Annotated in this window: 12 protein-coding genes; 10 read left to right on the forward strand and 2 right to left on the reverse strand. The window is 37.5% G+C overall.

Annotation, left to right across the window (positions count from 1 at the left end; translation table 11 throughout):
* From FHK89_RS02475 to FHK89_RS02495, 5 genes are all read left to right on the forward strand, one after another.
* A partial coding sequence (locus tag FHK89_RS02475; protein WP_230656369.1) for a CHAT domain-containing protein occupies positions 1-401 on the forward strand: 401 nt, incomplete at its 5' end.
* Between the two features lie 116 nt (positions 402-517).
* The gene (locus FHK89_RS02480) at positions 518-1,141 is read left to right on the forward strand and encodes an RDD family protein (protein WP_230656371.1); all 624 of its coding nucleotides are present in this window, start codon (positions 518-520) and stop codon (positions 1,139-1,141) included.
* Positions 1,142-1,359: 218 nt separating this feature from the next.
* A complete protein-coding gene (locus FHK89_RS02485) occupies positions 1,360-2,070 on the forward strand; it encodes a hypothetical protein (protein WP_230656373.1) in 711 nt (236 codons plus the stop codon).
* A 70-nt stretch (positions 2,071-2,140) separates the two neighbouring features.
* On the forward strand, positions 2,141-5,866 hold the full coding sequence (locus FHK89_RS02490) for a CHAT domain-containing protein (protein ID WP_230656376.1): 3,726 nt from the start codon (positions 2,141-2,143) through the stop codon (positions 5,864-5,866).
* Between the two features lie 314 nt (positions 5,867-6,180).
* Positions 6,181-7,062 carry an IS982 family transposase gene (locus tag FHK89_RS02495; protein WP_230656379.1) on the forward strand — a complete coding sequence of 294 codons (882 nt, stop codon included), beginning with the start codon at positions 6,181-6,183 and terminating at the stop codon, positions 7,060-7,062.
* 164 nt (positions 7,063-7,226) lie between these two features.
* Here the strand turns inward: FHK89_RS02495 and FHK89_RS02500 are convergent, their stop codons facing one another.
* Both FHK89_RS02500 and FHK89_RS02505 read right to left on the reverse strand, forming a co-directional pair.
* Complete coding sequence (locus FHK89_RS02500) at positions 7,227-8,066, reverse strand: phosphodiester glycosidase family protein (RefSeq protein ID WP_230656382.1); 840 nt, start codon at positions 8,064-8,066, stop codon at positions 7,227-7,229.
* 228 nt (positions 8,067-8,294) lie between these two features.
* The gene (locus FHK89_RS02505) at positions 8,295-10,016 is read right to left on the reverse strand and encodes an FMN-binding glutamate synthase family protein (RefSeq protein WP_230656385.1); all 1,722 of its coding nucleotides are present in this window, start codon (positions 10,014-10,016) and stop codon (positions 8,295-8,297) included.
* Between the two features lie 493 nt (positions 10,017-10,509).
* On the opposite strand from FHK89_RS02505, the gene ndk reads away from it, so the two are divergent.
* The 5 genes from ndk (at position 10,510) to ispG (ending at position 15,963) form a co-directional block, all read left to right on the forward strand.
* On the forward strand, positions 10,510-10,941 hold the full coding sequence (gene ndk / locus FHK89_RS02510) for a nucleoside-diphosphate kinase (protein ID WP_230656387.1): 432 nt from the start codon (positions 10,510-10,512) through the stop codon (positions 10,939-10,941).
* A gap of 316 nt (positions 10,942-11,257) precedes the next feature.
* Entirely contained in the window at positions 11,258-12,466 is a 1,209-nt protein-coding gene (rlmN, locus tag FHK89_RS02515) for a 23S rRNA (adenine(2503)-C(2))-methyltransferase RlmN (protein WP_230656390.1), read from the forward strand.
* Between the two features lie 174 nt (positions 12,467-12,640).
* Positions 12,641-13,615 (forward strand): type IV pilus biogenesis/stability protein PilW, encoded by a 975-nt coding sequence (pilW, locus tag FHK89_RS02520; protein WP_230656393.1) that lies wholly within the window; start codon positions 12,641-12,643, stop codon positions 13,613-13,615.
* Positions 13,616-13,694: 79 nt separating this feature from the next.
* Positions 13,695-14,630 (forward strand): helix-turn-helix domain-containing protein, encoded by a 936-nt coding sequence (locus tag FHK89_RS02525; protein WP_230656396.1) that lies wholly within the window; start codon positions 13,695-13,697, stop codon positions 14,628-14,630.
* A 217-nt stretch (positions 14,631-14,847) separates the two neighbouring features.
* Complete coding sequence (gene ispG, locus FHK89_RS02530) at positions 14,848-15,963, forward strand: flavodoxin-dependent (E)-4-hydroxy-3-methylbut-2-enyl-diphosphate synthase (protein WP_230656399.1); 1,116 nt, start codon at positions 14,848-14,850, stop codon at positions 15,961-15,963.
* The last annotated feature ends 161 nt before the right edge of the window (positions 15,964-16,124 follow it).

Genomic DNA, 16,124 nt, shown 5'->3' on the forward strand with positions numbered 1-16,124 from the left:
TCAAATCAGGAATAGCCCTAACAGGAGCAACAGCAAATAGCTACACTGGCAAAGTTACTGCCTTAGACCTGATGGGCATACAACTAGATGGCACAGACATGGTAGTACTCTCAGCCTGTGACACAGGTAAAGTTGACCCACAAGACAGTCAAAGCATCAGCGCCTTAGCTAAAGCTTTTATTCAAGCAGGTGCAAGCAACGTCATGATGAGCTTATGGTCAGTTAATGACCAGCAGACAGCACAGATGATGAAGTATTATTATCAAGCATTGTATAGTGACACTAAGATGAGTCAGGCAGAGGCATTAAGACAAGCTAAGCTTAAGATGATTACAGAGGCTCGATCAGGTAGTGATAAGCCTGTGTATTGGGCTGCTTTTGTGTTAAATGGCGCTGGATAGAGTTGTGTGGAGTAGGGGATATGACTATAGTGCTTTTGGACTGTATGAAAGGATCTTATATTTAGTAGCTATACTGAGTAGAAAGTGTCGATTGAAAACAATTAAAAGGATAAAAAATGTATTGTCAATCTTGTGATGAACAGTTACCTAAAACTGTAAAAGTATGCCCAAGTTGTGGTAGTCGAGACTTTTCTAGTAACACAAAGGTAAAGATGCCACCCAAGCAGAATATGGGTAATCCTCAGCCTTTACCAAATGTTAATACATCTGCTAGTGTCGTGAACTCTCATCCTCAGCCCTCTACAGGACAGACAATAGATAATGGAAAATATAAGTCACGGTTACCCATACGTTCAGCGGCGAGTATGAGCTATGCTGGTTTTTGGCGTCGATTTTTTGCTTATATTATTGATTGCCTTATATTATTGATTCCTGCCACATTCATCTCATTGATTCTAGGACTAGAAGGAGAGGGTATTGATATAGTCGTTGCCATTCTATTTGTCATTTATTCTACTTTGCTAAATAGTAGTGCTCGTCAAGCAACTTATGGTAAAAGATTGATGGGGTTATGGGTATTTGATATGAAGGGGCAGCGTCTGACAACCATGCATGCTTTAGGGCGTATAGTGGCAAAACTATTTTTCATACTTTTGTTTTTTGTTATGTTTTTTACCCAAAGAAAACAAACGGTGCATGACTTGATCGCAGGTACCGTTGTTTTATATTCACCAGAGTAATGGCTAAAAAAGTAGCTGACTATAAATATGGAAAAACTGTGAAATCGCACATACAGACCTTCGGTTTGTATTAATTACTATGTATATTAAATAGTAGGTAATAGTCTGTTACTTATACATAGAGGATCTTGGTTTATATAGAGTTATGATCGTTCCTTTATGATTGTAGTAAACGCTATTTTTTACAGTCAAGTTGTTGGTAAATAGGGAGATGAAATATGTATAGTGTTCGCAGTAAGGTAGTGTTAACTCATTCTTATCATAAACTTTGTTTTTTATTAATCCCTATTTTTGTGGTTATTCTAACTCTGACAGGTTGTGATCGCCATCGTGAAGCAAGAGAAGCCATGCAGTTGCAGATTAGTCAGCAGCAGCAGCAGTTAGATAGTTTAAATGAACATAAACAGCAGCTTGCACTTGAGGTGTCTCACTATGAGCTTAAAATCTCAGATCAACAACTGGCATTAATCAATTTACAGCAAGCCCAAGACGAGAAAGAGGCTAATCTATTAGCATATCTTGGTAGGCATAAGCTGGCAACGGCAGCTTTAGTATCTACAGGGAGTGCAGCAGTTATTATGGCAAGCGATGAAGTAAGAAATTTGGTTGATAATACGACTGGTCAAGGTAGCAGTAATGTGGCTGTTGGTGTAGGTATATTGGGTGTTGGTTATTGTTTTATTAACGCATCTGAGTGTGGAGAGGTAGCAGCAATGTATGCTGCATACAACACAGAAACTGAAAATATGGATGCTAGGAAGGTTGGTATTGAGAGTAGTATCATCCAGTTGCAGATGAGTAAAGATGAACTGATATTGCAGATGAATAATCTAGACCCTAGAATTAAAAAATTAGAAATAGATATCTCAGACTCAAAGCAGCAATTGGCAAATTTGCAGGACGACTCTTGGTTTGGAATTTCTATATAAATATGTAGTTTTCATAAAAATAATTATTCAAAGAAAGAAGGGTGTCATGAAGGTAGTACAAAGAAAGTCAATGAAATTAAATAAATTAGCTTTGTTAACAGCCATTTTTTTAGGTTCACATTCATTAGCGTGGGCAGAGGAAAGTGAAAGCTTAGGGACTACTGTTGATAGTGGTAGCGACGAGGCTATTGAAGAATCGACTCTATCAGCAGCCGAAAAATATTTACAGCCATCTGCAGACGATAAGGCAATCCAAGATGCTCAGACGGTTTTGCAGGATGCTGAATTGGCAATAGAAGAAGCAGAAAATGGTGAGGATTTATCAATTGATGACAATCTTAAATATGAGATTGAAGATTATATCACTAGCAAGCAATTTGCTAAGGCATTTGACTTACAGCAACAGCTCATTGAAACAGAGTCAAGCAAAGATAATAATGTTAGCAAAGATAGTTATTATAAGTTAAGAAGTATATATCATAGTATGTCAAAAGAATTGCAAGATAAGTATCGAGATAGTTTTGTAGAAATGATGACCCGAGCCTATGATGCATATCCAAATGATAGAGATTTCTCTAATAGTGTATGTTGGTATAATTTATTAGCTAATAACATGGATATAGCCACTAGTATTTGCAAAGCGGCTTACGAAAATGATTTGTTTAGTTCTGTAGCTACTATTAATTATGCGCATATACAATACTATCAAGGAAACAAGGAGGAATTTAATAGTTTATTATTACAAAGTATGGCCTTGTTAGATAATAAGGATGATTATAAAATCCTAAAAGAAGATTTTAACGTTTTGTCAAATATATACTCTGAAAGTGAAGCTAAGAAAATAAAGAAGGAGATGGATGAGAAGTGGGATAAAACTTGGAAGAATTACATTGTATTAACTGAGGAAGTACTAAAAAATAATTCAGATGAAAAATATGATAAATCTCTAGAAATACTAGAAAAGCAAAAAAAAATAGTTAAGGAAAATATTGATGAAAACTCAATTGCTTTTGTACAGTTATTAGATACGCAGTTATATTATTATGATAAGTTGAATATTTCAAATAATTATTTTTTAAGTACACTTGAAAAATCATACGATATTTTTAGAGAATTAGGATTATTGGATGCAGTTATAGGAAGGTACGCTAAAAGTATTTTAATAAATGAGTATTTAAAAAATAAAGATTATAAAAGTGCTTTAGGATTGCAAATTATAGATAAATCTGATGAATCATCTAAAGTAACTATTGAGAACAAAAAAAGTGTATTGCAGTTAAATAAATTAGCGATAGAAAAGTATCCAGAGCTTATATATCTTATATTAAATAATAAGTCAATGGATGATAAGGAGCGTCAATTTTGGTTTGATGTTATACTAAGTATGAGTACCGAAAGAATATACAGGCTTTATGATATCCTAAATACTGAAAAATATAAACTTCATTTATTAGATCTGAAATATGAATATATAATTGAAAAAGATAGTATGGGCAAAGTAATGGATAGTAAACTAGATGCTAAAGTTTGGGAGGAGATAAAGAAAAAAAATATTAAAGAACTAAGTGGATATAATCAATATAGCTGGATAAAAATTAATGAAAATCTAATAAAAGATTATAAAGGAACGGATAAAGTATTAGAATTGTTAATTGAGAATAATAGACTGATAGATGATGAGGTCTCGTCTTTAATAGAAAACATGAGTGTTGATATATTGAATACTTCCTTGGATGAGGATAATTCGACAGGTGACTATAACAATTTTTCTTTTTTATTAGAAATACTATCAAACAAGATGTATCTAGCTGATATGTATAATAGTATGGATAAACATGAAGAGGCTTTAGGGACAATTGATTCATATATTAAATTTTTAGATATATATAAAAACAGTGAGCAAGAATCAAAAAAAATATTATATATTTATGGTAACTATGTTTATGCCAAAGTATTATTGGCTAATAATGATAAAAAACAAGCTTTACAATATTTTAAAAAATCAATCGATGCTATTAACCAATTAAGAATAAAACCATTTGCACTAAGTATTGAAGAGCAATCTGATGAATTAATCCAAGTAGATCCTTATCAAATTTATTTAGAGTATATGCAGTTATTAGCTAAGTCAACACAGGTAGAAGATTTAGCGACCGTATTTGCGACCAGTGAGCAGTCACGAGCCAGACACTTACTGAACCAGTTGATCAAAGATAATGCCATAGATAATAGTGACATACCTAAAAATAAAGCACAAAAGTTAAAAGATTATAGTCAACAGATTACAGAGTTAGAAGCTAAGCTAGAAACAGCTAAGCCAGATGAGCAGCAGAATTTGCTAGATGAGTTGAAACAAGTAAATACTGAGTATAATCAGCTAGATGATGAGCTAAGGAAAAAGTATCCAAGATATGCGTCTTTGACTCAAATTAATACTCTAAACAAAGAGACTGCAGTACAAATATTACCTAGCCAGAGTGTGTTTTTATCCTATCTATATAATAATACTGGTGAGAGGCAAGCCATCAGTATGGCATTAACCAAGTCTGGCACATTAAATGTTAATATTCCAGATTTTGGCGAAGTCGAACGGCTTGCTGAAAGCTATCGTTGGTTACATGCACTGACTACTTCTCATCAGCTAAATATAAAAAATTCACCGCTACGTTTTTATCGTTATCAAGATCAAAATTATCTGACACAAGTCGCTACTATGCCTCAAGATGCGGTTGAGTTAAATCCAAATCATTATGATGCTTATCGTAAACTAATGCTCAAGCAGATTGGACAAAAGCTGAGCGAAATATTATTAGCACCTTATCAGCAACAAATAGGCAACGATAAGGATAAGAAAAAGCGATTAATCATTGCTCCTGATGGACTACTGGCAACTATCCCTTGGGATAATTTACCTTATAAAGAGGGTAAGCTTGCAGATTTTGTAGAAGTCACATTAATTCAAAGCTTGTCAGTATATAAGCTATTACAAGATAGACAGCACCAATATCAACAGCAAGGCAGCCGAGATAAGTCTGTATTGGTTGTGGGAGATGCCATCTACGATAAAACTGACAAAAATAGAAAGCAATGTGATTCGCAAAGTGTAAACGACAACAAAACTGAAATATTTTTTGCGATGGCTCAGCAGGAAGTATCAACCTATGACGGTAGCATACGTGCTGCTGAGGCTGCTTATCAAGATATGCGCAGAAATAAGCTGAGCAATTTAGCTTGTACACGTCCTGAAGTTCAGTATATTGCAGGACTGATGAAAGGGGATGCTATTTTGGGTGAGCAAGCAAGTGAATATACCATTAGAAATATGTCAAAGAATAATAAATTAGATACGTATCAACGTATTCATTTTGCAGCACATGGCTATTTAAACACAGCATACCCTAGCCAGTCAGCCATCATATTGACACAGACAGGTGATGGTAGAGATGAAGATGGTTATATTACTGCTGGTGAATGGCCAAAAATCAATCTGAAAAGTGACTTATTAGTAATGAGTGCTTGCGAGTCTGCGTTAGGTAAGGTAGTCAAAGGAGAAGGAATACAAGGATTACCCTATGCGCTGTATGTAGCAGGTAATAGAGATACATTACTGACGCTTTGGAAGGTAGATGATGCCGCAACTGCCCTATTTATGCAGATATTCTGGGATAAAATTTCTAAAGGAAAAACCCATTACCAAGCACTTGCTGAAACTAAGGATGAGTTTAGTAGTGGTGCTGTTGGTAATCGCTATACAGAGCCTTATTATTGGGCGGGTTTTGTATTATATGGCATATAGGGTAGGTGATAAGAGTTTATTATCTATATCTGTTAATCTATTATGAATTATATAATTCGCATGAATCCAGTATTTTAATTGATAGTCATGTCAAAAAACAGCATGGTTATTAGTTTTTAATGATAAATAAGCCTTAAAAGACCTCACTCTCAACTTCAGTCACTATACTAATTTTTCTAGACTTAAAGTTATTTAAACATCTTGGTATAAATTTTAACTCCAACCTGAATTCGGGATAAGCGAGGTATAAAAAAAGAAGTCCAAAATTGTTAAAGTTAGTTTACCAAGACAAGCCTAACAAAAGGACTTCTTACATGGACAACCTAACCGAACTATACTGCCATATTGACGACTTTTATCAACAATTCAAACCAGAATTTGAAAAGCAGCTTATCGAAAATGGCAGAAAGCGATTAAGAGCATGCAAGATAAGTGTACCAGAGATAATGACCATATTGGTACTGTTTCATCAACTACGTTATCGGCAATTTAAAGGCTTTTACTATCATCATATGCTTGGCATGATGAAAGAATACTTTCCTAATCTACCGAGCTATTCTCGCTTTATAGAACTGATACCTCGCAGCATAATGCCGCTATGTGTTTATCTTAAAAGCTTAATGGGACATTGCACTGGTATTAGTTTTATTGATGCTACTAAACTATCAGTCTGTCATAACAAACGAATCAAACGTCATAAAGTTTTTAAAGGTATTGCTGAACGAGGCAAGACAAGTATGGGTTGGTTTTATGGATTCAAGCTGCACGCTGTTATTAATCATCATGGTGAATTACTGGTCATTAGAGTAACACGAGGCAATATAGATGATAGAGTTCCACTTAAACAGGGCATGGCAGATGATTTGTTTGGCAAGCTATTTGGAGATAAAGGCTATGTTAGTCAGGAGCTTAAAGAAACACTCTTGGAAGATGATATAGACTTCATGACTAAGCTACGTAAAAACATGAAAAAGCAGACGCTTGACCCTTTTGATGAAGGTCTACTTAATCAACGTTCTTTGATTGAGACGGTATTTGATGAGTTGAAGAACTTGTGTCAGATTGAGCATTCTCGTCATCGTAGTGTGTCTGGTTTTGCTGCCAATTTATTGGCAGGATTGGTTGCTTATTGTTGGTTTCCACTTAAACCATCATTGAAAAATGTATCTGCTTATAGACAAGTAGCAAAAACTTAATTATTTTCAGTTGGTTAGTAATTCCCTTATTCCGAATTCAGGTTAACTCCAGTAAAATCAATGGTTTAGGAAAACAAGTTGAGAGTGGAGTTTAAAAGATAAGATTATATCGTTTGATTTAGGTATTAATTAAAATTTTTTTAATTATTTTTTAAATTGGTATTTTACTCTGTCGCCACAACACCCACCATCACCCCCATATTTTTATCATCATGTTGTGATATCTCAGGGGCATAAAGGGCAGAGGCAATACCACCATCTAAGAATAAGGCATTAGGACAATGTAGCTTATCTTTAAACAGGCTGGCAAAATGATAAAAATTAACAGGCTCATCACTATTAACAAACTTAATATACCCATCATCACAAACACCAACACCATTACGGAATTTTTTTGATGTGCTTTCAAGGTTAAATTTAGGGTGAATATGACCGTCAATCACCAGCATCGGGCCGGATTGGGTAGCATACCAAGGTGTGGCTGTACCATCATCTAATAAAGTTTGCATTTGCTGACTTTCAGTAATGTGTACCTTGCCAGATTTATCCCACCACAGTACACCATTGGGTAATAAATGAAAGTTGCCACTGCCTTGTTTGAGATTAAGTGAGCGTATCTCCTTACCTTTGATAACTGTATAACCAATGGGGGCAAACTCAGTATTATACATACCAGCATTGGCAGCAAACTGTAATTTGTCTGTGGCAGGTAAGGTAGAAATTAGGTTAGCAAATTTATATAGTGGGGTGATGTCATGGTTACTATTATCATTATTTGGCTTCCAAAATAACTGTAATGACAGATGTTTATCATGCAGTAGTTTGTCTTGGCTGATTTGGCATAATGAATAAGTAAAAGGGACATTACCTCTATCACAATGGTTGTCATTACTATGATTATGATCATGACTATTGATGCTATCTTTGATACTTGTCACCCAGTCACTAGGATCTGAGTCATTACAGCCTCCAAGCCCACTGCTAAATAGGCAAATGAGCAACATAAATCCAAGCTGATGCGATCTTTTTATAGATGTCCGACTGAGCATCTTAAAAAAATGCTTGGGTGATTGTGTGACTGTAAGTGGTTGAGACAAAGTAACCTCAAAATCAGGGTAGAAAATAATGTAATTTAACTCATTGTAATATATCAATTGTAGTGATGACTATACCATCAATCACTTTATAACAGTAGGATGTGATAAATCAAAGTATTAAAAGTATCAAAAGTATTAATAGCTGACAGCGGTTGTATTTTTACCTTTATCTTTTGAGTGTTTGTTATAGGCAATGAGGGCATCATTATTGGCATCAAAGCTATTAGCATCTGCCATCACCCACATTTGGTTATAGATATCTGCTCGAGCATTGCCTTTAACTAATGCGCCTGCATCCATAAAATAAAAATACTTCGATAGTAGTTTGATTTGCCCATCTTGCATACGTCTGGCGATATGATAGGGTTTTAAATCAGCAGGGTGCTGAAGACCAGTTGCTCCCACAATAGATGCCAGCGACTTTAGGGTATTTTTGTGAAAGCTTGCCACACGATCTGCTTTACTGGGTACATCCAAAGCTTGCTGACGGTAAGGGTCTTGAGTAGCTACGCCAGTAGGACAAGTGTTGGTATGACAAGAACGAGACTGGATACAACCAACGGCAAACATAAATCCACGTGCACTGTTACACCAATCTGCCCCAAGAGAAAGCATGCGAGCGATATCAAAACCTGAGACAATTTTACCACTCACGCCCACTTTTATCTTCTCTCGAATGCCTGCACCCACCAAGGTATTATGTACTAATAAAAACCCATCAATTAATGGCATGCCTACACTGTCCATAAACTCAACTGGTGCTGCGCCTGTGCCACCTTCTGCACCATCAACGACGATAAAGTCAGGATAATTATCCGCCTCTAGCATTGCTTTAACAATTGCCATAAACTGCCATGGTTGTCCGATACATAGTTTAAAGCCCACAGGTTTGCCCCCTGATAGCTCCCGTAACTGTTGCCAAAACGCGACAAGCTCACGAGGAGTTGTAAAGGCACTATGACTGGCAGGAGATACACAGTCTTCTCCCATTGGAATACGCCGAGTATCTGCAATTTCAGGCGTGATTTTTTCGGCGGGTAATACCCCACCTTTGCCGGGTTTTGCCCCTTGTGACAGCTTGATTTCAATCATTTTTACTTGTGGCTCGTTGGCATGCTCAGCAAATAAGTGAGCATCAAATTCCCCTTTTTCATTGCGACAACCAAAATAGCCAGTACCCAGCTCCCAAATAAGGTCTCCACCAAATTTGCGGTGATATGGGCTAATTGCGCCTTCACCTGTATCATGGGTAAAACCGCCTATTTTTGCCCCATGATTTAAAGCCATAATGGCATTGGCAGATAAGCTACCAAAACTCATTGCAGAAATATTGAACACAGACAAAGAGTATGGCTGCTGGCAATGCTCATTACCCACCGTAATCCGAAAATCTGTGTCTTTGACTGGGTGGCTGGTTGCAGATTGTAAAAACCACTCTTTGCCTTTAACATATAAGTTATCTAATGTACCAAATGCATTGGTGTCACTGACATTTTTGGCACGTTGATAGACCAATGCGCGCTGCTGGCGAGAAAACGGCACTTGTTCTTTATCATCTTCTAAGAGATATTGGCGTATCTCAGGGCGATAATCTTCAAATAAATAGCGAATATGACCCGCAATGGGATAGTTTTTTAAGATGGCGTGCTTAGATTGCAGCACATCATAAATGCCTAATGCAACCGCCATGGCAGCAATGACAACCAGCCACCACCATGACAAGATAAGCCCAACAATGATGGCAATAATGGCAATCATCATCACTCCAAAGCGTAGTACCAAACCCACTAAATATTGATGGTTGTTACTTGGTGATTTATTTGGTGTGGGGTTTAAATGAGTACGAGACTTAGGCATGGATATGTCCTTTGGACTTTGGCGAGTGAGTAATGTCTGCTTTGAGTTTTTTAAGTAGACAACGCATGGCTGACGCAATTATAACCAAGATGACAGTTAAAACCTACCTTAGTATTTTTATAGTGGCGAAGAAGCGGCACGAAGTAAGAGGACTGCTGTTGAGTCTTTATTTAATATGTGCTTTTCAGAGCAGAGAAATAGTTTGGTGGGTGCTTATTATTATATGTATGATTCGATACAAGAAAGAGACTATGATGCCATCACTAGGCAGTGGGGAGAGATTGTATCAGCATCAAGGTGTTAAAGCGTATTAAAGGGGTTGGTAATATTATTTATATTTTTTAATGCTATATTTTTAGTTTATATTTTTTCAGTTGTCTCGTTTGTTTTATTAAATGATAAACCACTTTCCTCTATCATTTATCCTAAGAGTCGTTATAATAGGCGATTGAATACATTAATTATTTTTTACCATAAAACAAGGAGTTTTATTATGGCTATCGAACGTACCTTATCTATCATTAAACCTGACGCTGTTGGCGGCAACCATATTGGTGAGATTTATACTCGTTTTGAAAAAAATGGTCTAAAAATCGTAGCTGCAAAAATGCTACATCTAGACGATGAAAAAGCGGGCGGCTTTTATGCAGAGCATAAAGAGCGTCCTTTTTATAATGATCTAAAATCATTCATGACGTCAGGTCCTGTTGTTGTGTCTGTTTTAGAGGGTGAAAATGCCATCGCTAAGCATCGTGAAATCATGGGGGCAACCAACCCTGCTGATGCTGCTGAAGGTACAATTCGTAAAGACTTTGCTAGTAGCATTGATGAAAACGCAGTACATGGCTCAGACTCTGCAGAATCTGCAAAGCGTGAAATTGCTTATTTCTTTAATGATGATGAAGTACTTGAGCGTACACGCTAGGTCATATTTTTATTATCAGCAGTTTAGGGTAATCAGTATTTGATATCATCTATCTAAAATTTACTCGCTGAAATAACTGCTATATATAAATACAAAGACCCTCATATTAAACTGATATGAAGGTCTTTTTTATTATTTTTTATTATTTTGATAGTATGTGTGAGTCATTCTTATTTATCACAAAGCCTATATGAGTCACTTTAACATAAAATGAATTATATGACGCTAATAGGCACTAAATTATGACTTTAGGATTGAATTTGACTATAATGGCAAAATTCAGCCAGTCTTCTCTTATCATATCGGCAAGCTTATTATGACAAAAATCCCACTCGTGAATACTGCAACTGATGCACAATCACCGCACAGTGACGACTCTGTAGTGGCAAAAACCAATTTATTAGGTATGACCCAAAATGAACTGGGTGCATACTTTAAGTCACTGGGCGAAAAGCCTTTTCGGGCATCGCAAGTGATGAAGTGGATTTATCAGCATGGAGTGACTGATTTTGCTGAGATGACCAATTTGTCTAAGGGGTTGCGTGAAAAGCTAAGTAAAAAGGCATGTGTTGTGCCTCCAGCCATCATGCACAAGGAGTTTAGTGAAGATGGTACTCGTAAGTGGGTGTTTAAAGTGGCAGGTGGCTCTTTGGTTGAGACGGTATTGATTCCAGCAGATGACAGCAAAGCCAATGGTCGCAAGACATTATGTATATCTTCTCAGGTGGGCTGTGCTTTGGACTGTAGTTTTTGTAGTACAGGCAAGCAAGGCTTTGAGCGTGATTTGACCGCCGCAGAAATTATTGGGCAACTATGGGTTGCCAATGCGTCATATATGCAAGGTGTTGATAACACTGAGTGGCAAAATCAAGTCACCAATGTGGTGATGATGGGAATGGGTGAGCCACTGCTAAATTATAAACCTGTTATTGCCTCAATGCAGTTGATGCTCTCAGATCATGCCTATGGACTATCTAAACGCCGAGTCACTTTGTCCACTTCGGGTGTTGTGCCGAAGATGTATGATTTGTTTAAAGACATCGATGTGGCGCTTGCCATCTCGCTACATGCACCAAATGATGAGCTACGAAATGAGTTAGTTCCAATTAATAAAAAATATCCACTTGAGCAGTTGATCACAGCAGCGCATGCTTATGTTAATGACAATCCGCGTCATAAAAAACACGTTACCATTGAGTATGTGATGCTGGCAGGCGTCAATGATAGTGATGAACATGCACAGCAATTGGTTCAACTTTTAGATGGGTTGCCAAGCAAAATTAACTTAATTCCATTTAACCCATTTCCGCATGCGCCTTATGACCGATCTAGTAACAACCGTATTCATACATTTAGTAATATATTAAACAATGCAGGATTTGTGTGTACCATTCGTCAAACTCGGGGCGATGATATTGATGCCGCCTGTGGGCAGTTAGTTGGGCAAGTAGCAGACCGTACCCGCCGCTCTGCAAAATGGCAGCAGAAAATACAAGAAAAGCAGACCACCGTAGCGTCATCTTGATGGGCGATGAGAATGAGTAAGCATAATGGATTATGGATATAAACTATAATTCTATAATAGAAATAGATACAAAAATGGATACAAAATTTATAAAGATAAAAAAACTCTATTTATAATAATAGAGTAGGTTTTAAGATACCACTAATATAAAACTACTGATGTAAGACGGTAATTATGACACACTTACTGCCTAAGAAAAATAAATGTGCGCCAATACAATCTGCCATGCAACATGGGAAAACACCATTACTTATGACAAAATTTGTGACAATATCTAACAGTACACAGTCAAACATTTTACAACGGCTGCCAAAGGCAGTGGGTCTAGCGATGATGGGTATCGTTGGCAGCGTTGCATTGAGTGCTTGCCAAAGTGCCCCAAGTGATGCACCAAGTAGCCGTTATACAACCATGACAGAGCCTTCTGGACACAATGTATCTGATCCAGATAAAGTGGCACAAGTACGTACTACGATGGCGGCACAATTTATCCGTCAAAATGACCTTGATTCTGCTCAAAGGCAGCTAGAGAAGGCTTTTGCTGCCAATAGCAGATATGCGCCAGCCTATGATATGATGGGTGTGCTGTTGCAACAAGAGGGCAGTGAGCTCAACTTAGCTAAGGCAGATGGCTTTTTTAAACGTGCCATTGAGATAGATCCACAATTTATGCAAGCTCGTAATAACTATGGGGTATATCTCTCACAGCGTGGGCGCTATAAAGAGGCCATTGCTCAGTTTGAGATAGCAGGTTCGGCTCTAGGTTATGAGGGGCGTATTGGTGCTTTAGAAAATCTTGGGCGTACCGCATTAAAAGTTGGTGATACGCAAACAGCAAACCATGCTTTTATACGAGCATTAGAAGGCAATCGTAACAGTCTGATAGCCCACATTGAATTAATAGACTTATTGATTACTCAAGGTCGCATGGTGCAAGCACAGCAGTTGTATGATGAAGCAGTGATGTTGACAGGGGGTGTGACAAGCAGTCCTCGGTTGTTATTACAAGGTATTAAGTTAGCTGCCGCTCATAATAATTTGCGACAACGTCAACAGTTATCGCAGCAATTATTATCTGCATATCCGCTGAGTGATGAAGCGAAGCTGCTTAAAACTTGGATTCGTAATCCTGAAGCATCATGGAAGTAACGAAGTACAAAGTAATAAATTAATGCAGCAAAATACAGAATATGAGAAAAATAGCAAGAAACATATAAAGAAACATACAATGCAAAAATCAACAAACCAACACCACTCACCAAATCAGCCATCATCTTCAGTTGAGCAGGCTGAAACTTTACTTACAGGAAATAAGATGTCGGAAGCGTTGTCTAATACAGATTCACGTTCATTTGGTGCAACTCTTAAATGGGCACGAGAGCAAAAAAACTGTACGCTGGATGAGGCAGCAGATCACCTGCATATATTAAAGCGCCATTTAGAGGCACTGGAGGCAGAAGATTTTGCTGTATTACCACAGATGACGTTTGCACGAGGTTTTGCCATAAACTATGCAAAATATCTGGGTTTAGATACCAATGCCATTGTCAAAAGCTTTGATGCGGTGTATCCAGAGCATCTTAAAAGTAGTGTCGGAAATATAAAAACACCACTCAAACCACTTGGTACACTACAGCGTGATTCACGACGTCCTAGCTTTCGTATCAATCCATTTTTGATATTGTTTGTTATTGCACTTATTGCATTGGCGGTATTTTTGTTGCGTACAGTCAATAATGCCAGACAAGAAACGGCAGTAGATCCACAAGATGAAATAGCCATTAATAATATATCCAGCTCAGAACAAGCCCAAGGTGCTGCGCTGACAACAGCGACAGATGCTGCTGTAACAGCGACGGGTAGCGCATTAGATATTGCTAATACAGGATCAGCCATTGCAACCACTGAGACGACTGTTGCACAAGCGGATGCCAATTTAGACTTTTGGGTACGTGATAATACTGATATTACAGTAACCGATGCAACAGGGGCAGTATTGCTGTCAGGCGATCAGCCTCGGGGTGGTTACAAAATAAAAGGTCAGCCCCCATTTCAAGTACAAATTAATAATGTGAAAAACGTAACCTTAAATCTAAACCAAGTAAAAGTACCACTTGCAGATTATGCACAAAATGATCAGGCAAATTTTTCATTAGCACCATAATGTGTATGTGAGCTATATAGAAAGATGATTTAGATATTTATCATCTCGTGTCTATTACTCAAAGGTTTAGTATATTCGTCAGTTTGATAAACTTGAGTTACATAAGTTGTAACAGAAGTAACTGTATTTATATTTATTATTACCTAGCTATCTAGCCACTATGCTTACAATGCTGCTTATAATTAATGAGCGTGCAATGATTTGATAAGGACAAAGTATGTCGATACCCTCTCCAATCACCCGTCGTCCCACCAAAAAGATTTATGTGGGTGATGTGGCAATTGGTGGCGATGCACCCATCAGTGTACAGAGTATGACGAATACCAATACTTGTGACGTTGAAGGGACACTGGCACAAATTAAACGCTGCGTTGATGCAGGGGCAGATCTTATGCGGGTATCTACACCGACCATGGATACCGTCGCAGCATTTGCTAAGATTAAGCAACAAAGCAGCGTACCACTGATTGCAGACATTCATTTTGATTACAAGATTGCATTGGCAGTGGCTGAGGTTGGTGCAGATTGTTTGCGTATTAATCCTGGCAATATTGGTAATGAAAAAAAGGTACGTGAAGTGGTTGCCTGTGCCCGACATCATGGTATCCCCATTCGTATTGGAGTCAATGCAGGCTCATTAGAAAAAGACATTCAGCGTAAATATGGTGAGCCAACGGGTGAAGCCATGCTTGAATCTGCACTGCGTCATATTGATATTTTAGAGAAACTCGATTTTGATCAATATAAAATATCAGTGAAAGCCAGTAATGTGTTTTTGACCCTTGATGCGTATCGGCTCATCTCGGCACAAATTGATAACCCTTTGCATTTAGGGGTGACTGAAGCAGGTGTCTATCGTACGGGAACGGTCAAATCTGCCATTGCCTTGGGTGGTTTACTACTTGATGGGATTGGCGATACCATGCGTATTTCTTTGGCGGCAGAGCCAGAAGAGGAGATTAAGATTGGTTTTGATATCTTAAAATCTCTTAATATTCGAGCCAATGGTGTCAATTTTATTGCTTGTCCTAGTTGCTCACGGCAAGAGTTTGATGTGATTCGGGTGATGAATGATCTGGAAGCCAGACTTGAGGATATCCGTGAGCCGATGGATGTTTCAGTGATAGGTTGTAAAGTCAATGGTCCAGGTGAAGCAAAAGAGGCGGATATTGGTGTGGTTGGAGCCAGCCCTAACTCTTTGGTCTATCGTAATGGTGATAAAAGCCATTTAATTGATACCACCAAACTTGCAGATGAAATTGAAAAAATGGTACGAGCAAAAGTCAAAGAGCAAGAGGCAAAGCGAGAAAAAGAGATTATTCGAGTTAAATAACTGATAAGCTGATTATCAACAGATTGGCGTGAGTTAATAGTAGAGATAGTTTTTTATTACCACATTGTTAACTGCTAATAAATAAAGTATGCTTGCTGGTTATGTTTGCTTAGACTGGTTATATTAAAAATATAGCATTTATCAATAGTTTCTATAAACAG

This window comes from Psychrobacter sp. I-STPA10 (assembly GCF_021012795.1).
Taxonomy (GTDB): Bacteria; Pseudomonadota; Gammaproteobacteria; order Pseudomonadales; family Moraxellaceae; genus Psychrobacter.